Origin of the sequence: Latilactobacillus sp. (genome assembly GCF_033176295.1) — a bacterium.
Lineage (GTDB): Bacteria > Bacillota > Bacilli > Lactobacillales > Lactobacillaceae > Latilactobacillus > Latilactobacillus sakei.
This window is the reverse complement of the sequence record NZ_JAMQEX010000002.1, coordinates 162,595-186,285: the sequence shown is the minus strand read 5'-3', so window position 1 is coordinate 186,285 and position 23,691 is coordinate 162,595. Positions and strand designations below refer to the sequence as shown.

Below are 23,691 nucleotides of genomic sequence, written 5' to 3'. Positions count from 1 at the left end.
AATGCGGTTCGCTAATTATTCTTATTCGCCATCTTTTTGAGAAAGCTTATCCATTTTTTCAGCATCTTTTTCAAGCATCAATGAATCAGGATCAATGGTTACATTGCCAGCAGCAATTTCTTCCATTGCCATCCCTACGGTTTTAGGTGATTTGTATTCTGATAACATTTTCAAATCGCCAGCTTCGATTTGATGTGCTCGCTTGCTTGCTAAAACGGCTAATGAATAGCGTGAGTTAACATTTTCTAGTAACTTATCAATTGAAGGATATACAATCATTTTATTATTCCCCTATCATTTTCTTATATTGATCAATCACACGTGGTACTCGTAAGTGTTCACTCTCAATAATCTTTTCAATCCGTTGAACGGCGTTTGGAATTTCATCATTGACAACAGCGTAATCATAATTTTCCATCATCCGAATTTCATCGGCTGCTTTTTGCATGCGCTTATCAATCGTTGCTTGATCGTCAGTGCCACGTTTTTGGATTCGATTACGTAATTCCAATAAATCAGGCGGTGTTAAAAAGATAAACACGCCATCTGGACACTTCTCACGAACCTGCATCGCACCTTGGACTTCGATTTCTAATAAGACATCGCGGCCTGATTCTAAGGTTTGATTGACATACTTCATCGGTGTGCCGTAATAATTATCAACATACTGTGCATACTCTAGCATACCATCATTTGCAATTTCTTGCTCGAATTCTTCTTTGCTCACAAAATAGTAGTCAACACCATCTTGTTCGCCTGGTCTTGGCTTTCTAGTCGTCATCGAAACTGAATAGTGAAAATCACGAAATTCATCTTCTAGCATTGCTTGACGGACAGTTCCTTTACCAACCCCTGATGGGCCAGATAAAACGATCAACATTCCTCGATTGGACATCTACGTAATTCCCTCTTCTTTTATAAAATAGTTAAGTTCTATTTTATCACTAGATGACTGCCAATTACAAGTCTACTTTAGGTTCATCTCATTTAATATTGTTTGCAATTGTGCAACTTCCTCATTGGTGAGCGTGATGCCCTTGCCCATCTTCGCATGATCGGGTGCCCAGTCCCGTAAATCAAACTTAGGTGCGCGACCATTCCAAGCAATTAAGTTCAATTCTTTCTTCCAGCCCGCCTTATCTTCACTAATGACCCCAATTTCAGCCATTATTTTGTAGTTGATATCACTCATAAAATCACCCTTTCTCATCGTTTAATCTATTATACACGAAAAAAATTTAAATTTGCGCTTGCAGATTAGAACGTTTGTTCGTATAATAGAAATACAAACAAATGTTCGGAGGACAACACGTTATGGAAATCAAACAATCAGCAGTAGTCGGCTTTAGTCATGAATTGGTGAAACGGTATCAACGCTTTTTCGAACTCGATGATGCCCAAGAATTAATCAAACAACCCCAGATGCAACCTAGCCAAATTCAACTTTATATGATGCAAGCTTTTGATCGCCATTACCGTTTGGCTATCCAATTTAACGTGGCCGAGCACATCGAACAAGTCAATGGGCGCTTGATTAAGCAACTCGACGAACAAACTTACTTGTTAAAAGAAAATCACTCTAATCTTTATAAAATCGTTACTTTAAATCAAATCCGCTACATCTCAAAAAATAACTAACAATAGACGATGACCGTTAAAGAAGGGGTTAGGACAACAAGTCCTAACCCCTTCTTTATTAAGCTTGTCTAATCTGTGCTTTAGCAGTTTCTGCGAGGTCCACTAATTCTTGGGCGTGTTCTAGCGTTAATTCCGTCACTTCTGTCCCCGCCAACATACGAGCCAGTTCAGCAACGCGTTTTTTACCGGTTACCTTTTGGATTGATGTTTCTGTGCGGTTTTGTTTAATTTGTTTTTGAATTTGGTATTGATGATCACTCATCGCCGCTACTTGTGGCAAATGCGTAATACAGAGGACTTGTGAATGTTGGGCAATTTCGCTAATTTTATTGGCGATTGCCTGTGCAACACGCCCACTGACCCCAGTATCAACTTCATCGAAAATAATGCTGGTAACGCCTTGTGATTCTGAGAAAATCGTTTTAAGCGCCAACATCAATCGGGATAATTCCCCACCAGAAGCAGTCTTGGCAAGCGGCCGTAGCTTCTCACCCGGATTAGGTTGAATATAAAATTCAACTTTATCCCGACCGCTGCGCATAAATTGCTGATTATCAACCATGGCAAATTCAACTTTGAAAACCGTTTTAGCCATGTAGAGCGCTTTGAGTTGTTGGTGAACAGCCTTTTCCAACTGTTGAGCAGCAGCTTGGCGTTTCTCAGAAAGAACGGCTGCTTCTTCCAGCAATTGGGCTTGTTGTTGTTCAAATTGTTGCTCTAATTCGCTTGCATTGGCTTCGGTGGCCTGCATTGCTTGCAATTCTTTGGTAATTTGCGCCCCATAAGCTAAGATTTCAGGAATTGAATCGCCATATTTATGTTCGAGATTATTGATTGTTTCTAAGCGCTGTTCAATTTCATCCAAGCGTGCTTCGTCCCATTCAAGATTATCGACTTCCCGACTAATATCACTACCGCTGTCTTGCAGTGTGTAATAGCCTGTTTGTAGATTATCAGCAATTCTTTTGAATTCAGGATCTAATTCCGCAATTTCTTGCATCTGATTCATCGCAATCGCGATTTGATCTAGCGCGTTGCCTTCTTCACCAGATAAAATGGCGCGACTAGCTTGCAAGGCCTGATTAATTCGTTGGAAGTTGCTGAGTTTCGCGCGTTCTTCGATTAACTTACTTTCTTCATCTGGTTGTAATTGCGCTGCGTCAATTTCATTAGTTTGAAATTTAAGCATATCAAGGCGTTGGGCCCATTCCTGCTCATTTTGTTGCTTCTTCTTCAATGCTTTTTCCGTTTGCCGGTAAGCCTGATAGGTTTCTTGATAGGCCGCCTTTGCACTCGCCAAAGCTGTGTGGGCAAACTCATCCAACAAGCCTAGATGGCGATCAGGATACATTAATTCTTGATGTTCGTTTTGACCGTGAATATCAACTAATGTTTCTCCAATCTTTTTAAGCGTCGCAGTGTTGACCAGATGGCCATTAACACGGCAAACATTATGCCCGTTTAATGCCAAATCACGTTGTAATAAAATGGTTTGATCATCGTGTTCAATCCCATATTCAGCTAAAAGCGCGGCAGTCGTGGCGTTTTCGGGTGATGTAAACAAGCCCTCTAACGTCGCTTTTTTCGCACCGGTTCGGATAAAATCCTGTGACCCTCGACCACCAGCGAGCAGGCCAACCGCGTCGATAATAATCGATTTCCCGGCCCCTGTTTCACCAGAAAGAACCGTCATCCCTTCATCGAAACTAATGGCCAATTGATCTATAATTGCAAAGTCGTGAATGACTAATTCTTGTAGCATTTGAAAATGCCCCTTTCATCTGGTCCTAATCTTAAAAAAACTTGCTAAATTACTTTAGCAAGTCTTCGATAAATAATCTGAACTGTTTTGCTTGTTCCTCAGATTTACAAATAATAAGGACCGTGTCATCGCCACCAATTGTCCCAAAAATATCTTCGGATTGTAATTGATCTAATAAACTTGCAATTGCTGGCGCATTACCAGGATGCGCCTTAATCACCACAAAATAATCCTGTTGATTATGGGTCACATAGGCATCTCGTAATGTCCGTCGCAATTTTTCTTTAACATCTAATTTTTTTTCAAGCGGTAAGCTATAGTGATAGCCTTCGTCCGTATTAGGGACTTTTACCAGTTGCATTTCTTTGATATCACGCGAAATCGTGGCCTGCGTGACCTCAATTTGTTCCGCCTGCAAGAGTTTAACAAAATCTTCTTGGCGTTCAATTTCATGAGTTTGAATTAAATTTCTCAACAGTCGTTGTCGGTCTACTTTACGCATCAAAAACACCTCTTCTTGTGAATAACAATTCTAACTCACATGATAGCGTATTTATACATAAAACACAAAGATTTATGCATTATTTTCCAGAAGGTCGTTTTAATTCTGCATAAGCTCGTTCTAAAACCGCATCAATATTCACATTTTCAGCAAGTGTGCCCGTCTCGGCTTCTGTATTTCTAAGATGGATCAAGAACTCGATGTTCCCTTCGCCACCTTTAATTGGTGAGAAATCAAGACCTAAAACATCGTAGCCTGTTGCTAAACTAAAGTTGACGATATCTGTCACAACATTTTTATGAACCTTAGGATCACGGACAATCCCGTTTTTACCTACATTAGCTGGACCCGCTTCAAATTGGGGCTTAATTAAAGCCACCGCATCACAATTAGGTTTGAGAATTGGTTTTAAAGGTACCAAAATCTTATGCAACGAAATAAAGGAAACATCGGTCATTGCAAAGTCTGGTAATCCATCAGTAAAGTCCTCTGGTTGGCTATAACGGAAGTTAACCCGTTCCATAACAACTACGCGGGAATCTTCACGCAACTTCCAGGCCAATTGATTATAACCCACATCAAGCGCATAACAGCGCCGTGCGCCATTACGCAACGCAACATCGGTGAACCCACCTGTTGATGAACCGATATCCAGCGTTAATTTATCTTTAAGATCGATATCAAAAACATCGATGGCCTTCGCCAATTTCAAAGCACCGCGACCCACGTATGGGATTTTGTGCCCTTTAACTCTTAATACGGTTTCGGCGTCGATTTTTTCGCCGGGCTTGTCAATTCGTTCATCATTTTTCCCATAAACTTCCCCAGCCATAATTGCCCGCTTGCCTTGTTCCCGTGATTCAAATAAACCTTGTTGTACTAATAGTACGTCTACCCGTTCTTTTTTCATCTGTTCTCCTATTCGTTGAAATAGTCCAAAAAACTATTTAATAAAGTCCGGTCAAAAGTCGTGACTTGCGCCAGTTGTTGTTGTGCTTGTTGGCAAGTCGTGTGAAGTGCTTCTTGCGCACCGGACAACCCCAATAAAATGGGGAAGGTATTCTTTTGTTCTGCGGCATCTTTATGAACAGCTTTGCCCATTTCCACAGTGGTACTGGTGACATCTAAGATATCATCTTGAATCTGAAAGGCCAAACCAAATTGTTGCGCAAAACCGCGTAAAGCAGTTGTTTCAACCTCACCAAGTTGCGCTAAGACAGCGCCCATGGCCACCGCGACTTCAATTAAACAACCTGTTTTAAGATGATGAACTTGTTGCAACTGCGCTAATGTCAACGCTTTGTGCTCGCCTTCAATGTCTTCGACTTGCCCCGCAACCATCCCGTTGGCACCGGCCGCTTGCGCTAACAACCGAACAAGTTCGATTCGTTGTTCTGCGGTCACGTTTAATGTCGCTAACCATTCAAACGCAAGTGTTAATAACCCATCACCAGCCAAAATAGCCTCAGCTTCACCAAAGACCTTATGGTTCGTCGGTTGGCCGCGCCGTAAATCATCGTTGTCCATTGCAGGTAAATCATCGTGGATTAACGAGTAACTATGGATTAATTCAAGCGCACCAGCTGCTCTAAAAGCAGTTTCATCAATGCTTTGACCGGCACTTTCTAAGACCGCAAATAATAAGAGTGGCCGTAATCGTTTACCACCTGTCATGACCGAGTACGTCATCGCTTTTTGCAGCGTTGGTTCTTGAATTTTGGCCAATTCATTTTTTAAATAAGCGTCAAACTGCGGTAATTCACGTGCCGCTAATTGTTTAAAATCAGCCATTACTGTTGCTCCTCAGCATCTAATGGTACTTCTTCGCCGTTATCGGCCATTACTTTAGCCATTGTCTTTTCAGCTTGGCTCAATGTTTCTTCAAGTGTTTGACTGAGTTTGACACCTTCTTGAAAGGCCGTCATTGCTTTTTCAAGCGGGACATCGCCCGTTTCCAACTCGTTAACAATCACTTCTAATTGCGCTAAATTTTCTTCAAACGTTAATTTTTTTTCTGCCATTTTATTCTTCTCCTTTATGGGTTGCGACAACTTCAGCTGTTACTAACCCATCTTGAACGTGTAATTCAATCGGTTGTTGGGCCTTAAAATCTGCCACTTTTTTCAACATTTGTTGCTGATCATCCGTGACATAGGCGAACCCGCGGCCTAAAATCTTCAACGGACTGACTAAATCGAGTGCTGCAATGACTTGTGCGGCCTTTTGCCGGCGATCAGCCATCAAGCGGTTCATCGCTTGGTTTAAACGTCGTTGTTGTTCAGTAACGTCTTTTTGTGCTTGTCGCACCGCCATCAATGGTGATTGTGCCGATAACCGTTGTTGCAACAATTGAACCTGTTGGCGCCGATCCTTTAAGAGTTGCTGTTGTGCAGTCAATAAGCGCCGTTGTAGTTGGTCAACATTTTGGAGATAGCCATCATACAAACGTTTAGGCTGTTTCAAGACATAACTATTTTGTAAATGATCGAGTTGTTTTTTATTAAGCGCAACGGTTTTTGAAAAGGCTTGATATAACCGTAAACGCTGTTGTTGTAATTTTAAAATTTCATCCGTTAAAACGGGTGTTGCTAATTCGGCTGCCGCAGTTGGTGTGGCAGCTCGAACATCCGCGACCAAATCAGCAATCGTCGTATCGGTTTCATGACCCACTGATGAGATGACCGGAATCTGACTGGCCACAATCGCCCGTGCAACACGTTCTTCATTAAACGGCCATAGATCTTCAATCGAGCCACCACCCCGACCGATAATAATCGTATCAAAGTCGCCGTGTTCATTAACCTGTTTAAGTCGCTCAACTAAAACATCAGCCGCACCGTCACCTTGAACAACTGCTGGGAACAACACTAACTGTGCAATTGGATAGCGTCGTTGGGTAGTCGTAATAATGTCGCGAATCACTGCCCCGGAAGGACTAGTAATGACCGCAATTCTTTTAGGGAAACGGACTAAAGGTTGCTTAGGGGCATCGAATAAGCCTTCGGTTGCTAACTTCGCCTTTAATTGTTCGTAGGCTTGATACAGGGCACCTAAGCCATCAGGTTCCATGCGTTCAACGTAGATTTGATAGTTACCAGAGGCTTCGTATAGCGAAATCCGGCCGACTATGAGGACTTTCATCCCTTCTTCCGGCGTAAACTTCACTTTTTCGAAGGCCGACTTAAACATAATGGCACTAATTTTAGCTTTATTATCCTTCAAACTAAAATATTGATGCGCATTGGGCCGCAAGCGGAAGTTGGAAATTTCACCAGTCAAATAAACCCGATCCAAATACGGATCGCGTTCAAATTTAGCTTTCAAATATTGCGTTAAAGCGGTGACTGTTAAATAATCAGTTGGTTTAACCACGTTTGACACGTTCCTTTGCAATTTCAATCGTTTGTTCCATTAACATCGTAATCGTCATTGGTCCGACACCTCGTGGCACTGGCGTCATTGCGCTGACGTGTGTTTGAAGGGCTTCGAAATCAACGTCGCCAGTGACTGAACCGTCTTCAAGGCGATTAATGCCGACATCGATAACAACCGCGCCTTCTTTGACAGCATCAATTCCGAAAAAGTGTGGTTTACCAATGGCTGCTACCAAAATATCGGCCGTTTTAGTTAAGGCTTTTAGATTTGCTGTGCGACTGTGGGCAATCGTTACGGTTGCGTTAGCATTGAGCATCAACGCTGCTAAAGGTCGGCCGACAATATTACTCCGACCGACAATCACAACATTTTTACCAGCCACATCAATCTTGTGGGCCGCTAATAAGCGCATAATCCCATTAGGGGTGCAGGCCACTAATCCTTGTTGGTTGAGCCATAATTGCCCAATATTAACGGGACTAAAACCATCAACGTCTTTTTTGGCATCGATTGCTTGGATGACATGATCTTCATTAATTTGTTTTGGCAATGGCAATTGCACCAAAATACCATCAACGGTGCGATCGTCATTCAGCGTTTTCACCAAGGCCAACAATTCAGCTTCGGTCGTTTCAGCTGATAGACGCTTCAATTCTGAAGCCATTCCAATTTTGGTTGCTCTTTTTTGCTTACTTTGCGTATAAATCGCACTCGCTGGATCATCACCGACCATGATGACCACTAATTTAGGCGTTACACCTTGTTCTTTAAGTGTTTCAACCGCTGTTTGTTGTGCGTGTGTCAATTCATTTGCAAGTGCTCTACCGTCTAGTAATTCCAAAATTCACAGCCCCTATATATCGATATTTGATGATTCCATTTTAACATAAGTAGTCATTTTTTTAGCGTTTTGGGTTGATAAATGATCATTAAACCTAAAAAAACACGCTAAAAAAATACTTTTAACGTGTTTTAAGGAATTTCGTTCGTATTTTACTAGTTAACCAATTTACTTTTATTTTGTCATTTTATGACTAAGCTTCAACGAATTTAGATAAAACGCCGTTGATGAAGCCTTTTGCTTGATCATCTGTAAATTGTTTTGCAAGTTCAAGTGCTTCATTCAAAGCGACTTTAGCAGGTGCTTCGGTTGAGTTTTGCATTTCAAACAAACCTAATCGTAAAATAATAAGGTCTGGTTTTGCCAACCGAGAAAGTTGCCAACCTTTTTTCAAATAAGGGGTTAATGCTGCATCAAGAGCGGCTTGATTTTCAGTTACACCTGATACTAAGAAAGCCAAGTAAGCAGGCACTTCAACTGGTGTCACTTCTTCAGCATCAAATTGATCCATCGTTAAGACGGCTTGATAAGCATCCTCTAATTCTAAAGATTGATTCGCATTGAGTGTAAACAGCACTTGAAAAGCTGCTTGTCGAATTTGGTGTCGATTAAAATTAGGCATTAAGATTGGTCTCCATTTAGATCAGGTGTTTCATCGTTAAATAAATCATCTGGATCAATAATATTTTGTGTTTTTTCGGTTACGACGCCAACAACATGTACGTTGACTTCCGCTAATTCTAAGTCAGTCATAAATAACAACTGTTCCTTCAAGGCTTCTTGCATGGCAAGGGCCACCTTAGGGACAGAAACGCCATAATTAAGGTAGACATAAACGTCCGCATTAACTTTGCCATCAATCACTTTTAAAGTGACACCCTTACCATGATTTGAACGACCAAATAATTCATTAATCGATGATGAAATTGTTCCACGCATCTGATGAACGCCTTCAATTTGGCTTGCGGCAATGCCTAAAATGACTTCCACCACTTCAGGTGCCATTTGGATCTTCCCCAATGAATTTTCTTGCGTATCTAGTACAATATTTGTTTCTTCAGCCATCAATAACCCTCCTAACAAATTCTTACCAGCAGTTAAACGCTGCTGTTAGGCACGCGAAATGTAAGTACTATCTGATGTATTAATTGTTAATTCATCGCCTGCGTTAATGAAGAATGGTACTTGAACCACTAAGCCTGTTTCTAGTGTTGCTGGTTTTGTACCACCCGAAGATGTATCGCCACGCACACCAGGTTCTGTTGCAGCAACTGCCAAATCAACTGTCTTAGGTAGTTCAACCCCTAAGGTTTCGCTCCCAAACATCATGATTGAAACTTGCATGTTTTCCTTCAAGAATTTTAATTCATCTTGAATTTGTGCTGCTGGTAATTCTAATTGTTCATAAGTATCTGTATCCATGAAGACGTGATTGTCACCATCTGCATAAAGATATTGCATTGATTTTGTATCAATGATTGCTCTTTCAACTTTTTCAGTTGAACGGAATGTTTTTTCTTGGTTAGCGCCGGTTCTTAAATTCTTAAGTTTTGAGCGGACAAAAGCGCCACCCTTACCAGGTTTAACATGTTGGAATTCAACCACTCGCCATAGGTTGTTGTCAAATTCGATTGTTAAGCCGTTTTTAAAATCGTTAACTGATAACATTAATATTTCCTCCGTACTTTTTTAAAAGGATGCCATTGCCCTAATCATAGCAAGAAATCAGGTTTAAAAGCAAGTCTTTCCAGTCGTTTAAACTGATTGTATGTAAAAAAGGGATTGGCCAAAGCCAATCCCTTTAGTTATGCTAAATCGCTTCTTGTTAGCGATCCGCACTCACAGTTAGATTGTCAATGGTTTGTTGCTTGAGTTACAAGTATACCAGTTATGACCGATTTATACAAATCAGCCTGACAAATCTTAAGCAAATAAAAAACACTCACGAAATGTGAGTGTTTTTAAAGCATTATTTAGCTTCTGCTGTATAAACAGAAACTTTCTTCTTGTTTTTACCGAAACGTTCGAAACGAACGACACCTTCGACAAGAGCAAATAATGTGTCATCGCCACCGCGACCAACATTTTCACCTGGATGAATCTTTGTACCGCGTTGACGGTAAAGGATTGAACCAGCTGTAACAGTTTGGCCATCAGCACGTTTAGAACCTAAACGACGACCTGCAGAGTTACGGCCGTTAGTTGTTGAACCGCCACCCTTATGGTGAGAGAAGAATTGTAAATTCATTTGTAACATCTAAATGCACCTCCTGTTTATTAACTGTCTATTTACGTTTTGTTTGTACTTGAATGTACTGCCCGTATTGTTGCGTAATATCTTCGAGCGTCAGTTGCAAATTCTGCAAGAGAATCTGCGCCGTTGCCAAAGCTTGTCCCGTAACCGTTGCCGGCACTTGACAGGTTAACAAACCACCATTTAGGTTATCTGCTTCTACCTCTGGTTCAAAACCAGCGAGCTTTTGCAAACTGTTAATCGTCCCAATTGAGACGGCTGAAACAGCTGCACAAACGATATCACTCCCGTAAGGACCCGAGTCAGCATGACCCGTAATTTGAAAAGAAATAATTTGCGAATCCGCATTGACGATAAAGTCAGCCTTAATCATCTTATTTCCCTCAATTAAGCGTTGATAGCGTCGATCATCACTTTAGTATATGGTTGACGATGCCCCTTCTTTTGATGACTGTGTTTCTTAGGTTTGTATTTGAAAGTAACAACTTTCTTTTCGCGCCCTTGTTTTTCAACAGTACCATCAACAGTAACACCATCAATGTTTGGTGTACCAACCTTAGTTGTTTCACCACCAACTAAAATAACTTGATCAAAAGTTACTTTTTCGCCAGCTTCTGCGGTTAACTTTTCAACGTAGATTGCTTGACCAGCTTCTACCTTATATTGTTTGCCACCTGTTTTGATAATTGCGTACATGTGTGCACCTCCTATTTTTTCTTAGACTCGCCAACTAAGGTGACTAATAATAGTACTTAATGCCTTAGTATGCGCGGTTGCAGCTGTGGAGCTCACAATTACAACGTTCATATGATATCAAATATTTGCGATTGAGTCAATAGCTATTTACGCTTCAACGAAGAATCCAGCCACATTAAAAGCCATGTTTGGCATCTGAACGAGTTGATAAAGCATCTTAGCCATGTAGCGTGGTGAATAGACTAACCCATCTTCAATCCACTTGAATACGAGCACTAAACTCGCGCCAGCAAGATAATCTGCTATGATACTCAATTCAATCTGATCAGACTGGGTTGCCTCTTGAAATAAATTATTGAGATAGGCTTCAATTAGCCGCCGCATTTCGGTCGTTAATTGCTGTTTAAAGGCCAAACTCGTATCGTTTTTATGAAACACCTTAAAGGCATCTTGGCGCCGCTCAACATATTCAAATAATGCTAATAGATTGATTTGTTGATAGGGTTGCGCTAGTTTATCATTTTGAATCGTAATTGTTTGGTATAAATCTTGAGTTAAATCCTGAACTGCTTTTTGAATAAAATCAGTTTTATCTTCATAATGCAGGTAAAAAGTGCCTCGCGTAATCTGCGCTTGCTTGGTAATTGCTTGAATTGAAATTTCTTTAGTGGTCGCTGTTTTTAATAGTTCAACCAGTGCTCGGCGTAACTGTTGTTTTGTACGTTGCACACGTGGATCGGTCGTTTCAGGATTAATTTCACGAACCATTTTGGTTCCCCCATTCTTTGGCTACTTCGCGTCTAGTATAGCCTGTTTTTTTAATAACTGTCTAGCATTTGCTTTTAAAGTACGCTTTTTTTAATCGGACCCTTTTAGATTCACCAACTCGCACCTAAATTTAATTGTCGTCGGCTATTTCTTATAGTAGAATGAAACAAGTATCTTAAATCGGACAGTGTTAGGTGGTCGTTATTTTGATTTCTGCATTCTTTACTATTTTTCTTTCAATCGTATTATTCGCTGTAGTTGCTAGCCAATTAACATTTCGAATCGGACTAGTACTTAATTGCCTTATTTTCATCATCTTAGTCGGTATCGACGCTAGCCTCTTTGGTTGGGGGAGCGGCGCCCACTGGATTTACTTTATTTTAAGTTTAATCGGCTTAGTCGCAAGCGAACTATTCTTAGCGGACTTACCGACTGTCAACCGGCATTAATTTTAAACAACAAAAGGCGGACTTTCAGGCAAATTTACATTTGTCCTGAAGTCCGCCTCTTTTTGTGCTGTTTGTGCCCCTGCCAAGGACTTTTAGTATATCATTAATGACCACTGGATTAAACCGTTGTTGCATCCGCCGTTGATTGACTTTCACTTGTTTGCGGCTGATTTTCCGTTGGGCCTTCATCACTATTTTGATCAGGTTGTATGTTATTGGTTTGGCTACTTTGCGATGTTTCGGTCGTCGTTGGCAATTTTTCTTGCGTCACTGTCTTAGTTCCTAAAACTTGCCAGCCAACAACCACTCCGACCTCAAATGTCACAACCAAACTCATAAACACGCCCATTTTATTCATAATCCACACCACGCTTTCTATTAACACGATAGCCCTAGTTTAGTGGTTAAATATGAATAATTATTGATCGTTTTTCAAAAGAAAGGGGAAGATTTCCTGACCAAAAAAGTGCCCCAGACAAAAGTCCTAGCGCTCTTAAATCCAAATTAATCAAGCAATGTTGTTTCTTTAACGGCATCGATTGTCTTGGTACCAGCTAATTGCATTGTAATTGACAATTCATGGTTCATATGATCGATCACAGAGGTGACACCTTGTGCGCCACCTAAGTTCAATCCATAGATAATTGGGCGACCAATCGCGACCAAATCAGCCCCGCTAGCAAGTGCTTTAAAGACGTGTTCACCACGACGAACACCACTATCAAAGATGATTGGCACCCGTTTAGCAACTTGTTGCGCCACTAATGGTAACACTTCAAAAGAAGCAGACCCACCGTCTAATTGACGACCGCCATGATTTGATACCCAGATGCCATCAGCGCCAGCTTGGACGGTCAACTCAGCATCAACGGGTGATTGAATCCCTTTGATAATGACGGGTAAGTGCGTGATTTCTTTAATCTTTTGAATATCTTCTGGAACAATCCCTTGTTTAGCAGTAGCATAGGTTTCTGAAATGCCTTTGCCAGCACCATCTGAGTTACTATAAGCTGCTAAGTTAGGCATTGGTAGTGGGAATTGGAATTTTGTTTCGATATCCGTTTCACGATAACCACCTAACGTTGAATCAACCGTCAAAACAATGCCTTTAACCCCGGCATTAACGGCCTTTTGTAGTAAGAATTCATTAAATTGATCGTCTTTACTCATATAAAGTTGGAAGAATTGTGGTGCATCAGGCGCAGCTGCGGCTGCATCTTCAACAAGTGTATTAGCATACGTACTAATTGAGAAGATTGAACCAGCTGCGGCCATCCCTTTGGCAGTATCTACTTCACCTTTTTCGTGGGCTAATCCTTGTGCTGCTGAAGGGGCTTGAATAATCGGCGTCTTCAAATCAATATCCCACAATTTTGTGTGCAAATCAGCATGTTCAACCCCTTGTAAAACACGGGGCATAATCTTCTTTTGATTGAAGGCACTGGTATTTTCAGCCATTGTCCATTCATCTTCTGAACCGCCACGAATATAGCCAAAGGCACCTGCTTCCATTCGTTCCTTCACACGACCTTCTAGCGATACTAGATTTAAAACATCAACTGGGTGTTCTGCGTCACTTGTAGGATATGTCATAATAATTGTCTCTTTCTTTTTGTCAATAGGATCATGATATAGCACTTACATAGTGATTAGCAAACATTTGTACTCGCTTTCTTACATTTGACTTTTAAAACCAATGTCTCGGCGGAAAAAGCTTTGTGGATTGGCCACCGATTGTAAGTCAGCTTCAATTTGGACCCGCGCTTGCGCCATTGTGGGTGCCGTATAAACGGCCGTATATAAACGCCCACCAGCACTCATTAAGCCCCCGGTTGTTGGTGCCACACCGGCAAAGCTAAACTGACTATTAGCCGCTTTAAAACGAGCAGTTGGTGCCAACTGAAAAATTGCCGGCGCTTGACTGGGATAACCTTTAGCGGCCACTACAACCCCCAACGTCACACCGTCTGTTTGCCAGTCCAAAGTCGGTTGCTGGTGGGTTAATAATTGTTGAAAGACTTGCGCTAAATCACCTTGCAAACGCGGTAGCACTACTTGGGTTTCCGGATCGCCAAAGCGTACGTTGAACTCAATTACTTTGATCCCAGTTGCGGTCGCAATCAACCCCGCATATAAAACGCCGGTAAACGGCGTGCCATTAGCGGCCATCGTTGCCACAACTGGTTTGATAATCGTTTCAACCGCTGTTTGTACTATTTGATCACTAATTTGCGGTACTGGACAATAGGCGCCCATCCCACCAGTATTCGGTCCCCGGTCACCTTCAAAAGCCCGCTTATGGTCCTGGGCAATCGGCAACGGATAAACTTGATCATCGGCCACTAGCGCCATTAGCGAGAACTCCTCACCGATCAAATAGTCTTCGATGAGGATCTGACGACGTCCTTGTTTGAAGAACCGCCGAACGGCCGCTAAGCCATCCGCCAATGTTTCAGCGATGACCACACCCTTACCAGCCGCTAAACCATCGGCCTTAATCACTATTGGTAACGAACGCCCTTGCAAGGCGGTTAACGCCTCTGATTCATTAGTTACCGTTTGATATTGGGCAGTGGGCACCTGTGCTCGAGCCATCATTTCTTTGGCAAAAGTTTTTGAGCCCTCCAATGCCGCAGCCTGCTTCGTCGGGCCAAAAATCGCTAAACCCGCCGCTTGAAAAGCATCCACAACCCCAGCGACTAATGGTTGTTCTGGGCCAACGATGGTGTAAGCCACCGCCTGTTTTTTAGCAAACGCAATTAACTGCTCAAAATCATTGACGTCAATTGCGGCCGTTTTTATCTGGTCTAATTGCATCCCCGGATTCCCAGGTAAGCAATAGACCTGTTCAACTTGTTCACTTTTTAGTAGTTCTCGTGCCAACGTATGCTCACGCGCACCGCTGCCAATCACCAAGATATCCATTTAAATGCCACCTCTTAATGTTTAAAATGACGTCGATTTGTAAAGACCATGCTGACCCCTTTTTGGTTCGCCATGTCGATTGAATCTTGATCTTTAATTGATCCACCAGGTTGAATAATCGCTGTAATGCCGTGTTCAGCAGCGTAGGCTACGCTATCGTCCATTGGGAAAAAGGCATCTGATGCTAACACGAATGGTGCTTGCATCCCATTAGCTAATGCTTGTTCCAACGCAATTTTAACGGAGCCAACCCGGTTCATCTGACCGGCACCAACGCCCAACGTTTGATCTTTAGTTGCGACAACAATCGCGTTACTTTTGACGTGTTTCACCACGCGTTGCGCAAATAGGAGCGCTTCTTTTTCATCTTCAGTTGGGGCTTTAGTGGTGACCGTCTTCAATTCAGATGCTTGATCCGTTAAGCGATCTCTTTCTTGAACCAATAGACCACCTAAGACCGAAACTGTTTCGAAACGATCCGCTTTAGCGGCTTGTTCAAAATCAAGTGTCATCAAACGAATATTCTTTTTCTTTTCAAGAATTGCTAACGCTTCTGGCGCAAAACTTGGGGCAATGACAATTTCCAAGAATAATTCATGCAAAGCATTGGCTGTTTGAACGTCTACTTCGCGGTTCAAGGCAATGATGCCGCCAAAAATTGAGACGGAATCGGCTGCAAAAGCTTTTTGCCAAGCATCGTAGATGGTTGTCCCCAAACCAACGCCACAAGGATTCATGTGTTTCATCGCCACCACGCATGGTTCGCTGAATTCTGCGGCGACTTTAATCGCTGCATCTGCATCCTTAATATTGTTGTAAGACAATTCTTTTCCGTGTAATTGATGGGCAGCAGCAATCGAAAAGGCGCTTGGTAAAGCACTTTGGTAAAAGGCAGCTTTTTGATGAGCGTTTTCGCCGTAACGTAACGCTTGTTTGAAGTCGTATGTTAAGGAAAGTTTTTCAGGGAATTCAACCGCATCAGCATCTGACAGATAACCGGCAATCAAACTATCATAGGCGGCGGTGTGCCGGAATGCTTTAGCGGCTAAATGGCGGCGGTAAGTGACATCATCTTGTTGCAATTGTGCCAATGTTTCGTCATAGTCGGCTTGATCCACCACGACGTACACTGACTTAAAGTTTTTAGCGGCTGAACGTAACATCGATGGGCCACCAATATCAATTTGTTCAATCGCTTGTTCTTGGGTAATCTCTGGTTTTTGAATCGTTTCTTTAAAGGGATAGAGGTTAACACAAACCAGATCAATCGGTGCAATCTCGTGTTCAGCAAGTGCTGCCATATGCGTTGGTTCATCGCGCTTAGCCAATAAGCCACCGTGAATATTGGGATGGATAGTTTTAACCCGACCGTCTAACATTTCAGGAAAATGAGTCACTTCATCGATGGGTGTCACTGGCACACCCGCTTTTTCCAAGACGCTAAAAGTGCCGCCAGTTGAAATAATTTCAAAATCTGCCGCTACTAATCCTTGGGCAAATGCCACAATACCCGTTTTGTCTGAAACGCTAATCAATGCTCTTTTCATGTGTTAAAAGCTCCCTTTAATTATTTTTTTGAACTAAATCATAAATTACAGCTGGATATAATTGATGTTCAACCGCGTGAACACGCGCTTCTAGTGTTGCTAGCGTATCATTTGGTTTCACCGGAACGGTTGCTTGGGCGATAATCGGCCCCGTATCCACTCCTTCATCGATATAGTGGACCGTCACGCCAGTTTCACTCACTTTGGCACGGTACGCATCTTCAATCCCATGAATCCCCGGAAAATCCGGTAACAATGCCGGGTGGATATTAATAATCCGCTGAGGATAAGTGCCTAGTAAAATGGGCGTGATAATTCGCATGTAGCCCGCCAAGATAATATAATCGATCACCAAAGGCGCCAACTGGGCAACGACTGCTTGCTCGTAAGCTTGACGATTTTCAAACTGACGTGGTGCCAATACAGTCACCGGCACCTCCCGCCGGTGCGCCTTTTCAATCACGGCTGCTTGCGGGCGATCGCAAACCAATTGGACAATTTCAAGGCCCGCTTGTTGTAAGCGTTGATTATCAGCAATTGCTTCGAAGTTACTCCCTGTGCCAGATGCAAAAATTGCCACTCTCATTTGGCTGTCACCAATTCAACCGCCGCTTGTTGACGTTTTTGAACGGTCCCAATCTGATAAGCTTGTTCCTGTTTAGCATTCAATTGTGCTAAAACGGCTGGTGCTGCTTCTGGTGCAACCGTCAAGACCATTCCAATCCCCATATTGAAGATGTTATACATTTCCATTTCAGCAAGTTGCCCATATTGTTGTAAGGCCTTAAAAATCGGTAGGATTGGCCAACTGCCCAACGTTAAGTGGGCCGCTAAATCAGCCGGTAACATCCGCGGTACGTTTTCAATAAAACCACCACCCGTAATATGTGCGGCGCCTTTAATCACCCGTTGTTGCAGTAGCGGCTGTAAGTCTTCAACGTAAATCTTAGTAGGTGTTAATAACCAATCACCCAGTGTCTTACCCGGTAACTCTGGCAATTGACTAGCAACTGTCAAATTATTTTGCTCAAAAAAGATTTTGCGGACTAATGAATAACCGTTAGAATGAATGCCACTAGACGCCAATCCAATCAGAACGTCGCCGGCCTGAATCGTTTCACCGGTCACTAACGCATCCTGTTCAGCAATCCCAACTGCAAAACCGGCAACGTCATAGTGCTTAGCCGCATACATACCAGGCATTTCTGCCGTTTCACCGCCAATTAAAGCCATATTGGCTTGCTTGCAACCTTCGAGCACACCAGCGACGATGTCTTCAATCTTATCCGGATCAGTTTTACCAGTTGCTAAATAGTCTAAGAAGTATAACGGTTGCGCACCTTGTGCAACAATGTCGTTAACACACATCGCCACACAATCAATCCCGATAGTCGCATGTTGATCAGCTGCAAAAGCAACCATCAATTTCGTACCGACACCATCCGTACTCGAGACTAACACCGGTTTTTGATACTGGGCCATTTCTAGCGCGTATTGTCCGCCAAAGCTGCCAATATTGTGATTATCAGCCCCTACTTTTTTTTGGATGCGGGCAACGACTTCGTAACCAGCCGTCACATCGACGCCCGCTTTTTGGTAAGCATCTGTCATCTCGATTACTCCTTATCTTGTTTTAGACTCGCTTGATAATCTGCTTCATAATCGTATAGCGGCGTTGGATAATCGCCGTTAAAATACGCCATACATAACCCTGAATACGGTGCATCTTGATGTAAGCCAATCGCATCAATCAAACCTTCTTGACTCAAAAAGGCCAACGAATCAGCACCGATTGTTTCACACATTTGAGCCACACTTTGTTGTGAAGCGATTAATTCTTCGCGAGTTTGAATGTCAATGCCGTAGAAACAAGGATATTTTAATGGTGGTGAGGCGACACGTAAATGCACTTCTAGCGCCCCAGCTTCCTTCAACCGTTTAACAATGTGTTTGCTAGTAGTCCCACGAACAATCGAATCATCAACTAACACAATTCGTTTACCTGCCACGACACTTTTAACAACTGCTAACTTGCGGTTAACACCCTGCTCTCGCAGTGCTTGTGTCGGTTGAATAAAGGTCCGACCGACATATTGATTTTTAACGAGCCCCATTTCATATGGTAGGCCGCTGGCTTCCGCGTAACCACTGGCTGCGGAGAGCGATGAGTTAGGTACCCCAATCACCATATCAGCATCAACACCCGTTTCCGCCGCCAATCGTTTGCCCATTCGCTTCCGCGCTGCGTGGACGTTAATCCCACAAATATCAGAATCTGGTCGTGCGAAATAGATATATTCCATCGAACAAATCGAATGAGTCGTTTCGGTCGTGAAGAAATCCGAATGCAAGCCATCGCGATCAATTGTCACGACTTCACCAGGTTGTACATCCCGAATAAAAATCGCTTCGACCGCGTTTAGCGCACACGTTTCACTGGCAACAACATACGCCCCATTGGCCATCTGTCCAATCGATAATGGTCGGAAACCATTAGGATCAAGCATCGCAATCAAGGAATCCTGCGTTAATAGCACATAGGCAAAACCACCGTGAATTTGGTTGAGGGCTGTTTTAACCTTAGTGTGCAAATCCGGACCAGCCGCTCGCCGAATGAGATGCATTAAAATTTCTGAATCAGAACTAGACTTTAAAATGGCGCCCTCATCTTCCAATTGACGCCGTAACGTGACCGCGTTGGTTAAATTACCGTTATGTGCTAACGCAAATTGACCATCGGCAAAATCAAACAAGAAGGGTTGAATATTTTCTAAACCGTGACTCCCCGCCGTTGCGTATCGAACATGACCGATAGCCGCTTCACCTGTTAATTGGGCTAAATTTTCTGGGTTCCGGAAAACATCGGCTAATAGACCGCGATCGCGATAACCTAGTAACTGACCGTTGTCATTCGTGACGATTCCCGCCCCTTCTTGCCCCCGGTGTTGGAGACTATGAAGGCCAAAATAGGCCAATTGGTTGGCATCTGGATGGCCCCAAACCCCAAAGACACCACATTCTTCATTTAAGCTTCTGATTTCATTAAGCATGGTAAAGCCGCCTCCCAAGCATCCTTGGCCGCTTCAACGGTCAAGTCAATCATTTCATCTTTCGTTTGAATATGCATTATTGGTTCAGCCGTTACCCGACCAATCAATTGGGCTGACTGGTCGCTAATCTGTTCAAAAGCAGCTTGATCGGCCGCTTTAACCGTCACAATAAACCGCGATTGTGTTTCGGCAAATAATTGGCGACTAGCCAAATCTACTTGTACGTGATACCCCAAACCTTGTTTGAAGGTTGCTTCAGAAAGCGCGACCGCTAAGCCCCCTTCTGATAGATCATGCGCGCTAGTAATCAAGCCTTGTTGAATGGCTTTTAAAACAAGATCTTGATTAGCCTTTTCCGTTGCTAATGAGAAATGTCCCAGTTGACCTGAAATAGTACCTTGTTGCATCTTTTGTAATTCACTACCTGCATAGTTATCGTCAGTTTCACCAATCAAATAAATTAAATCATCAACTTGTTTGAAATCTTGCGTAGTAATGTCTTGGATATCTCGAATTAAACCGACCATCCCAATCATTGGTGTGGGGTAAATCGCTTCTCCGTTAAATTCGTTATACAGTGAGACATTCCCCGAAATCACTGGTGTACCAAAAGTTTCACAAGCAGCAGCAATTCCCTGAGCACTCTGATCAAATTCCCAGAAAACAGCTGGTTTTTCCGGATTACCGTAGTTTAAACAATCCGTAATCCCTAATGGTTGCCCACCAGCAGCGACAATATTTCGAGCTGCTTCAGCGACTGCAATTTGGCCACCCACGTGGGGATCTAGATAAAGATAGCGACCGTTACAGTCAGTCGTCATCGCAAGGGCATTTTTGGTGCCACGAATGCGCACTACGGCTGCATCACTACCAGGTAAAACGACGGTATTGGTTTTCACTTGGGCATCATAGTGGCGGTAGAATGAACTTTTATCCGCGATTGTTGGTTGTTTTAATAGTGCCAACCAAGTTGCCTGAGTGTCCGTCACGCTAGGCACATAGGGCGCTTGGGCGGCAAATGTTGCTAAGCGTTCTGGTTTTGCTTGGTCCTTATGATAAACCGGTGCGGCATCTGTTAAGGCCGCCACTGGTAAATCAGCAACCAATTGGCCTTGGTGCCATAGTTGGTATTGTTCTTTGGTTGTTACTTCCCCAATCCGAACGGCATCTAAGTCGTAACCTTTAAATAAAGCAATCACTTGGTCTTCATAACCAGCTCTAACACATAAAGCCATTCGTTCTTGCGATTCGGATAACATGATTTCATAAGCAGACATGTCGGTTTCGCGTTGCGGCACTTGATCAAGGTCTAAAATCATCCCGGTTCCCGCTTTAGCCGCCATTTCGGCAGTTGATGAAACCAATCCAGCTGCCCCCATATCTTGAATCCCGACCAACCAATCCGAATGTTGCAAAATTAATTCTAAGCAAGCATCCATCAATAATTTTTCCATGAATGGATCACCGACTTGAACGGCTGAGCGTTGCGTTGCTTTACCTTCAGCAAATTCATCCGATGCAAAGGTGGCCCCGTGAATCCCATCACGTCCAGTTTTGGCGCCAACGTACAACACGCTATTGCCGGCTCCTCGCGCTTTTCCTTGTTGAATATCCTTTTGTTCAATCAAACCGACACACATCGCATTCACCAATGGATTGGCTTGATAGCACGGATCAAAACTGATTTCACCGCCAACTGTTGGAATCCCAATACAATTACCATAACCGCCAATCCCAGCGACCACTTCCTGGACCAGATACTTGGTTTGATTATCATTGAGCTCCCCAAACCGCAAGCTGTCTAAAATGGCAATCGGCGTTGCACCCATTGAAAAGATATCGCGGATAATCCCACCGACACCAGTAGCTGCCCCCTCATAGGGTTCAACAGCAGAGGGATGATTGTGACTTTCAGCCTTGAAAACAACGGCTTGACCATCACCAATATCTAAAATACCGGCCCCCTCACCTGGTCCTTGTAGCACGTGTGGGCCATTCGTTGGAAATTTTTTAAGAATCGGCTTGGAGTTTTTATACGAACAATGTTCACTCCACATAACCGAGAAAAGACCCGTCTCTGTGTAATTTGGCAATCGTTTTAAAATTTTAGTGCAAATCAATTCGTATTCACTATCGGTTAAGCCCCATTGTTGGTATAACTTGGTTTGTTGAATCTCAATTGCCGTTGGATTATTCACCATGAGTTACTACCCCGCTTTTCAAAGTTGTCAAAATTGATTGGAAGACACCCAGCCCATCCGCACTGCCCAATAAAACTTCGACTGCACGTTCAGGGTGTGGCATCATCCCTAAAACGTTTCCCGCTTCGTTCGTGATGCCCGCGATATTGTCTAAACTACCATTAACGTCGGTTGTATAAGTAAATGCGATTTGGTGGTTGGCGTGCAATTGGGCCAACGTTTCTGGATCACAATAATAATTACCTTCACCATGGGCAATCGGTAGCGCAATTGTGGCCCCTTTTGCATATTGATTTGTAAAGCGTGTGTCGTTATTTTCAACCTGTAAAGTTACCGTTTCGCAAATGAAATGCGTTTGGCGATTGGGCAACAGCGCCCCTGGTAATAAGCCTGCTTCCGTCAAAATCTGGAACCCGTTGCAGATTCCTAAAACCGGTTTGCCCGCTTTAGCAAAAGCCACCACCGCCGTCATAATTGGTGCCAATTTAGCAATCGCGCCACTGCGTAAATAATCGCCATATGAAAAGCCACCTGGAATTAGCACCGCATCAAAACCGGCTAAGCTAGTTGCTGTGTAAGAGACATAAGCCGCTTCTTCATGGCAGACATCGACAATTGCGTGGTATAAATCGGCATCACAATTCGATCCTGGAAAAACAAGCACTGCGAATTTCATTTTGCATCCTCCACCAATTGTACGTCGTAGCGGTATTGTTCCATATTCGGATTAGCCAATAGTCGATCGCAAATTGCTTCAACTTTCTCAATCACAGTGGCTTGATCCGTACCAGTCACTTGCATTTCGAAAAACTTACCAATTCGCATTTGACTGATCCCTTCAAAACCTAAGCGTTGAATCGCACCTTGAACCGCTTGACCTTGTGGATCTAGAACTGAATCTTTATAGGTGACATAAACTTGCACGTTATACATTTGCAAAACCCCCAATCATTTTTGTTAAGCGTTGTAAAACCGTCTCGTAGACCGTGACTAAGTCGCCCTTATTCTGGCGGAAAACATCCTTATCTAATGATGAGTGTGTTTTCTGATCCCAAAGCCGACAATTATCTGGTGAAAATTCATCCGCTAAAATTAAGCGTCCTTGATAGCGACCAAATTCCAATTTAAAATCAATTAAATCAATACCAATTTCATTGAATAACTTAATCAACAAAGTATTAATCTGTTTCGTCATCGCTTCAATCGTAGCCACTTCCGTAGGTGTCACCAGTTTCAAAGCCGTTGCTTGCGAGATATTAATAGCCGGATCGTCCAAAGCATCATTTTTGTAATAATATTCAATAATCGGTTGTTCTAATCGTTGTCCCAACGGTTGACCAAACTTCCGTGCAAAGCTTCCGGCGACCACATTTCTCAAGACCACTTCCAACGGGATAATGGTGACTTTTTTGACGAGTTGTTCGGTTTCAGATACATTTTTGATTAAATGGGTTTCGATCCCTTGTTGACTTAAGTAAGCAAAAATTAATTTTGAAATTTCATAATTAACTTCCCCTTTGCCAGTAATCTGTTCTTTCCGCTTGCCATTTAAAGCAGTTGCTTGATCCTTATAAATCATTTTTAAGACTTCGGGGTCGTCAGTTGAGAATAAGTCCTTGGCTTTCCCTGAATAAAGTAACGTTTCACTCATCATTTCTTCCTCCAATAGACATATTATTTTAT

30 protein-coding genes and 1 other annotated feature are annotated in these 23,691 nt (G+C 42.8%); of the genes, 2 read left to right on the top strand and 28 right to left on the bottom strand.

Going from position 1 to position 23,691, the window contains the following annotated elements; all coding sequences use genetic code 11:
- Positions 1 to 21: 21 nt before the first annotated feature.
- From rpoZ to NDN60_RS02420, 3 genes are all read right to left on the bottom strand, one after another.
- Positions 22 to 279 carry a DNA-directed RNA polymerase subunit omega gene (gene rpoZ / locus NDN60_RS02430; protein WP_011374395.1) on the bottom strand — a complete coding sequence of 86 codons (258 nt, stop codon included), beginning with the start codon at positions 277 to 279 and terminating at the stop codon, positions 22 to 24.
- A 4-nt stretch (positions 280 to 283) separates the two neighbouring features.
- Positions 284 to 895, bottom strand: coding sequence for a guanylate kinase (gene gmk / locus NDN60_RS02425; protein WP_011374394.1), 612 nt, complete (start codon positions 893 to 895; stop codon positions 284 to 286).
- 72 nt (positions 896 to 967) lie between these two features.
- The gene (locus NDN60_RS02420) at positions 968 to 1,192 is read right to left on the bottom strand and encodes a YdbC family protein (protein ID WP_011374393.1); all 225 of its coding nucleotides are present in this window, start codon (positions 1,190 to 1,192) and stop codon (positions 968 to 970) included.
- A 122-nt stretch (positions 1,193 to 1,314) separates the two neighbouring features.
- Here NDN60_RS02420 and NDN60_RS02415 point away from each other — a divergent pair, with 122 nt between their 5' ends.
- The gene (locus NDN60_RS02415) at positions 1,315 to 1,638 is read left to right on the top strand and encodes a hypothetical protein (protein ID WP_056948330.1); all 324 of its coding nucleotides are present in this window, start codon (positions 1,315 to 1,317) and stop codon (positions 1,636 to 1,638) included.
- Positions 1,639 to 1,696: 58 nt separating this feature from the next.
- Here the strand turns inward: NDN60_RS02415 and recN are convergent, their stop codons facing one another.
- From recN to NDN60_RS02345, 14 genes are all read right to left on the bottom strand, one after another.
- On the bottom strand, positions 1,697 to 3,400 hold the full coding sequence (recN, locus tag NDN60_RS02410) for a DNA repair protein RecN (protein WP_056948329.1): 1,704 nt from the start codon (positions 3,398 to 3,400) through the stop codon (positions 1,697 to 1,699).
- A 49-nt stretch (positions 3,401 to 3,449) separates the two neighbouring features.
- Complete coding sequence (gene argR, locus NDN60_RS02405; protein ID WP_025015872.1) at positions 3,450 to 3,902, bottom strand: arginine repressor; 453 nt, start codon at positions 3,900 to 3,902, stop codon at positions 3,450 to 3,452.
- Between the two features lie 79 nt (positions 3,903 to 3,981).
- Positions 3,982 to 4,812, bottom strand: a complete 831-nt coding sequence (locus NDN60_RS02400) for a TlyA family RNA methyltransferase (RefSeq protein WP_056948327.1) — start codon at positions 4,810 to 4,812, stop codon at positions 3,982 to 3,984.
- 8 nt (positions 4,813 to 4,820) lie between these two features.
- A complete protein-coding gene (locus tag NDN60_RS02395) occupies positions 4,821 to 5,693 on the bottom strand; it encodes a polyprenyl synthetase family protein (RefSeq protein WP_056948325.1) in 873 nt (290 codons plus the stop codon).
- Complete coding sequence (locus NDN60_RS02390) at positions 5,693 to 5,923, bottom strand: exodeoxyribonuclease VII small subunit (RefSeq protein ID WP_011374387.1); 231 nt, start codon at positions 5,921 to 5,923, stop codon at positions 5,693 to 5,695. The genes NDN60_RS02395 and NDN60_RS02390 overlap by 1 nt, the downstream gene beginning before the upstream one ends.
- A 1-nt stretch (position 5,924) precedes the next feature.
- Positions 5,925 to 7,274: an exodeoxyribonuclease VII large subunit gene (gene xseA / locus NDN60_RS02385; protein ID WP_056948323.1), complete on the bottom strand. Its 1,350-nt coding sequence runs from the start codon at positions 7,272 to 7,274 to the stop codon at positions 5,925 to 5,927.
- Positions 7,267 to 8,118 carry a bifunctional methylenetetrahydrofolate dehydrogenase/methenyltetrahydrofolate cyclohydrolase FolD gene (gene folD, locus NDN60_RS02380; RefSeq protein WP_056948321.1) on the bottom strand — a complete coding sequence of 284 codons (852 nt, stop codon included), beginning with the start codon at positions 8,116 to 8,118 and terminating at the stop codon, positions 7,267 to 7,269. The genes xseA and folD overlap by 8 nt, the downstream gene beginning before the upstream one ends.
- 193 nt (positions 8,119 to 8,311) lie before the next feature.
- Positions 8,312 to 8,740: a transcription antitermination factor NusB gene (gene nusB, locus NDN60_RS02375; RefSeq protein WP_011374384.1), complete on the bottom strand. Its 429-nt coding sequence runs from the start codon at positions 8,738 to 8,740 to the stop codon at positions 8,312 to 8,314.
- Entirely contained in the window at positions 8,740 to 9,183 is a 444-nt protein-coding gene (locus NDN60_RS02370) for an Asp23/Gls24 family envelope stress response protein (RefSeq protein ID WP_011374383.1), read from the bottom strand. Before NDN60_RS02370 ends, nusB begins: the two co-directional genes overlap by 1 nt.
- A gap of 45 nt (positions 9,184 to 9,228) precedes the next feature.
- A complete protein-coding gene (gene efp / locus NDN60_RS02365; RefSeq protein ID WP_011374382.1) occupies positions 9,229 to 9,786 on the bottom strand; it encodes an elongation factor P in 558 nt (185 codons plus the stop codon).
- Positions 9,787 to 10,087: 301 nt separating this feature from the next.
- Entirely contained in the window at positions 10,088 to 10,375 is a 288-nt protein-coding gene (rpmA, locus tag NDN60_RS02360; protein WP_011374381.1) for a 50S ribosomal protein L27, read from the bottom strand.
- Between the two features lie 28 nt (positions 10,376 to 10,403).
- Entirely contained in the window at positions 10,404 to 10,745 is a 342-nt protein-coding gene (locus NDN60_RS02355) for a ribosomal-processing cysteine protease Prp (RefSeq protein ID WP_011374380.1), read from the bottom strand.
- A 14-nt stretch (positions 10,746 to 10,759) separates the two neighbouring features.
- Positions 10,760 to 11,068 carry a 50S ribosomal protein L21 gene (gene rplU, locus NDN60_RS02350; protein ID WP_011374379.1) on the bottom strand — a complete coding sequence of 103 codons (309 nt, stop codon included), beginning with the start codon at positions 11,066 to 11,068 and terminating at the stop codon, positions 10,760 to 10,762.
- 13 nt (positions 11,069 to 11,081) lie between these two features.
- Positions 11,082 to 11,157, bottom strand: a sequence feature (ribosomal protein L21 leader region).
- 58 nt (positions 11,158 to 11,215) lie between these two features.
- On the bottom strand, positions 11,216 to 11,836 hold the full coding sequence (locus tag NDN60_RS02345) for a TetR/AcrR family transcriptional regulator (protein WP_011374378.1): 621 nt from the start codon (positions 11,834 to 11,836) through the stop codon (positions 11,216 to 11,218).
- Between the two features lie 206 nt (positions 11,837 to 12,042).
- On the opposite strand from NDN60_RS02345, the gene NDN60_RS02340 reads away from it, so the two are divergent.
- Positions 12,043 to 12,285 carry a hypothetical protein gene (locus tag NDN60_RS02340; protein WP_011374377.1) on the top strand — a complete coding sequence of 81 codons (243 nt, stop codon included), beginning with the start codon at positions 12,043 to 12,045 and terminating at the stop codon, positions 12,283 to 12,285.
- 118 nt (positions 12,286 to 12,403) lie between these two features.
- On the opposite strand, the gene NDN60_RS02335 is transcribed toward NDN60_RS02340, so the two are convergent.
- From NDN60_RS02335 to purC, 11 genes are all read right to left on the bottom strand, one after another.
- Entirely contained in the window at positions 12,404 to 12,643 is a 240-nt protein-coding gene (locus NDN60_RS02335) for a hypothetical protein (protein WP_011374376.1), read from the bottom strand.
- 146 nt (positions 12,644 to 12,789) lie between these two features.
- Complete coding sequence (locus NDN60_RS02330) at positions 12,790 to 13,878, bottom strand: lactate oxidase (protein ID WP_056948319.1); 1,089 nt, start codon at positions 13,876 to 13,878, stop codon at positions 12,790 to 12,792.
- Positions 13,879 to 13,959: 81 nt separating this feature from the next.
- Positions 13,960 to 15,210 carry a phosphoribosylamine--glycine ligase gene (purD, locus tag NDN60_RS02325; RefSeq protein ID WP_056948317.1) on the bottom strand — a complete coding sequence of 417 codons (1,251 nt, stop codon included), beginning with the start codon at positions 15,208 to 15,210 and terminating at the stop codon, positions 13,960 to 13,962.
- Positions 15,211 to 15,224: 14 nt separating this feature from the next.
- Positions 15,225 to 16,757: a bifunctional phosphoribosylaminoimidazolecarboxamide formyltransferase/IMP cyclohydrolase gene (gene purH / locus NDN60_RS02320; protein WP_056948315.1), complete on the bottom strand. Its 1,533-nt coding sequence runs from the start codon at positions 16,755 to 16,757 to the stop codon at positions 15,225 to 15,227.
- Between the two features lie 16 nt (positions 16,758 to 16,773).
- Positions 16,774 to 17,343 (bottom strand): phosphoribosylglycinamide formyltransferase, encoded by a 570-nt coding sequence (gene purN / locus NDN60_RS02315; protein WP_056948314.1) that lies wholly within the window; start codon positions 17,341 to 17,343, stop codon positions 16,774 to 16,776.
- Positions 17,340 to 18,368, bottom strand: coding sequence for a phosphoribosylformylglycinamidine cyclo-ligase (purM, locus tag NDN60_RS02310; protein ID WP_056948312.1), 1,029 nt, complete (start codon positions 18,366 to 18,368; stop codon positions 17,340 to 17,342). Before purM ends, purN begins: the two co-directional genes overlap by 4 nt.
- A 5-nt stretch (positions 18,369 to 18,373) precedes the next feature.
- Complete coding sequence (gene purF / locus NDN60_RS02305) at positions 18,374 to 19,807, bottom strand: amidophosphoribosyltransferase (protein ID WP_011374368.1); 1,434 nt, start codon at positions 19,805 to 19,807, stop codon at positions 18,374 to 18,376.
- The gene (purL, locus tag NDN60_RS02300; RefSeq protein ID WP_056948311.1) at positions 19,783 to 22,008 is read right to left on the bottom strand and encodes a phosphoribosylformylglycinamidine synthase subunit PurL; all 2,226 of its coding nucleotides are present in this window, start codon (positions 22,006 to 22,008) and stop codon (positions 19,783 to 19,785) included. Before purL ends, purF begins: the two co-directional genes overlap by 25 nt.
- Positions 21,998 to 22,684, bottom strand: coding sequence for a phosphoribosylformylglycinamidine synthase subunit PurQ (gene purQ / locus NDN60_RS02295; RefSeq protein WP_056948308.1), 687 nt, complete (start codon positions 22,682 to 22,684; stop codon positions 21,998 to 22,000). The genes purL and purQ overlap by 11 nt, the downstream gene beginning before the upstream one ends.
- A complete protein-coding gene (gene purS, locus NDN60_RS02290; RefSeq protein ID WP_011374365.1) occupies positions 22,681 to 22,941 on the bottom strand; it encodes a phosphoribosylformylglycinamidine synthase subunit PurS in 261 nt (86 codons plus the stop codon). Before purS ends, purQ begins: the two co-directional genes overlap by 4 nt.
- A complete protein-coding gene (purC, locus tag NDN60_RS02285) occupies positions 22,934 to 23,659 on the bottom strand; it encodes a phosphoribosylaminoimidazolesuccinocarboxamide synthase (RefSeq protein WP_011374364.1) in 726 nt (241 codons plus the stop codon). Before purC ends, purS begins: the two co-directional genes overlap by 8 nt.
- Between the last annotated feature and the right edge of the window lie 32 nt (positions 23,660 to 23,691).

Bases quoted from the DNA above. Each gene is read 5' to 3' on its own strand.
- rpoZ (WP_011374395.1), bottom strand. From the start codon at position 279: ATGATTGTATATCCTTCAATTGATAAGTTACTAGAAAATGTTAACTCA.
- gmk (WP_011374394.1), bottom strand. From the start codon at position 895: ATGTCCAATCGAGGAATGTTGATCGTTTTATCTGGCCCATCAGGGGTT.
- NDN60_RS02420 (WP_011374393.1), bottom strand. From the start codon at position 1,192: ATGAGTGATATCAACTACAAAATAATGGCTGAAATTGGGGTCATTAGT.
- NDN60_RS02415 (WP_056948330.1), top strand. From the start codon at position 1,315: ATGGAAATCAAACAATCAGCAGTAGTCGGCTTTAGTCATGAATTGGTG.
- recN (WP_056948329.1), bottom strand. From the start codon at position 3,400: ATGCTACAAGAATTAGTCATTCACGACTTTGCAATTATAGATCAATTG.
- argR (WP_025015872.1), bottom strand. From the start codon at position 3,902: ATGCGTAAAGTAGACCGACAACGACTGTTGAGAAATTTAATTCAAACT.
- NDN60_RS02400 (WP_056948327.1), bottom strand. From the start codon at position 4,812: ATGAAAAAAGAACGGGTAGACGTACTATTAGTACAACAAGGTTTATTT.
- NDN60_RS02395 (WP_056948325.1), bottom strand. From the start codon at position 5,693: ATGGCTGATTTTAAACAATTAGCGGCACGTGAATTACCGCAGTTTGAC.
- NDN60_RS02390 (WP_011374387.1), bottom strand. From the start codon at position 5,923: ATGGCAGAAAAAAAATTAACGTTTGAAGAAAATTTAGCGCAATTAGAA.
- nusB (WP_011374384.1), bottom strand. From the start codon at position 8,740: ATGCCTAATTTTAATCGACACCAAATTCGACAAGCAGCTTTTCAAGTG.
- NDN60_RS02370 (WP_011374383.1), bottom strand. From the start codon at position 9,183: ATGGCTGAAGAAACAAATATTGTACTAGATACGCAAGAAAATTCATTG.
- efp (WP_011374382.1), bottom strand. From the start codon at position 9,786: ATGTTATCAGTTAACGATTTTAAAAACGGCTTAACAATCGAATTTGAC.
- rpmA (WP_011374381.1), bottom strand. From the start codon at position 10,375: ATGTTACAAATGAATTTACAATTCTTCTCTCACCATAAGGGTGGCGGT.
- NDN60_RS02355 (WP_011374380.1), bottom strand. From the start codon at position 10,745: ATGATTAAGGCTGACTTTATCGTCAATGCGGATTCGCAAATTATTTCT.
- rplU (WP_011374379.1), bottom strand. From the start codon at position 11,068: ATGTACGCAATTATCAAAACAGGTGGCAAACAATATAAGGTAGAAGCT.
- NDN60_RS02345 (WP_011374378.1), bottom strand. From the start codon at position 11,836: ATGGTTCGTGAAATTAATCCTGAAACGACCGATCCACGTGTGCAACGT.
- NDN60_RS02335 (WP_011374376.1), bottom strand. From the start codon at position 12,643: ATGAATAAAATGGGCGTGTTTATGAGTTTGGTTGTGACATTTGAGGTC.
- NDN60_RS02330 (WP_056948319.1), bottom strand. From the start codon at position 13,878: ATGACATATCCTACAAGTGACGCAGAACACCCAGTTGATGTTTTAAAT.
- purD (WP_056948317.1), bottom strand. From the start codon at position 15,210: ATGGATATCTTGGTGATTGGCAGCGGTGCGCGTGAGCATACGTTGGCA.
- purH (WP_056948315.1), bottom strand. From the start codon at position 16,757: ATGAAAAGAGCATTGATTAGCGTTTCAGACAAAACGGGTATTGTGGCA.
- purN (WP_056948314.1), bottom strand. From the start codon at position 17,343: ATGAGAGTGGCAATTTTTGCATCTGGCACAGGGAGTAACTTCGAAGCA.
- purM (WP_056948312.1), bottom strand. From the start codon at position 18,368: ATGACAGATGCTTACCAAAAAGCGGGCGTCGATGTGACGGCTGGTTAC.
- purF (WP_011374368.1), bottom strand. From the start codon at position 19,807: ATGCTTAATGAAATCAGAAGCTTAAATGAAGAATGTGGTGTCTTTGGG.
- purL (WP_056948311.1), bottom strand. From the start codon at position 22,008: ATGGTGAATAATCCAACGGCAATTGAGATTCAACAAACCAAGTTATAC.
- purQ (WP_056948308.1), bottom strand. From the start codon at position 22,684: ATGAAATTCGCAGTGCTTGTTTTTCCAGGATCGAATTGTGATGCCGAT.
- purS (WP_011374365.1), bottom strand. From the start codon at position 22,941: ATGTATAACGTGCAAGTTTATGTCACCTATAAAGATTCAGTTCTAGAT.
- purC (WP_011374364.1), bottom strand. From the start codon at position 23,659: ATGAGTGAAACGTTACTTTATTCAGGGAAAGCCAAGGACTTATTCTCA.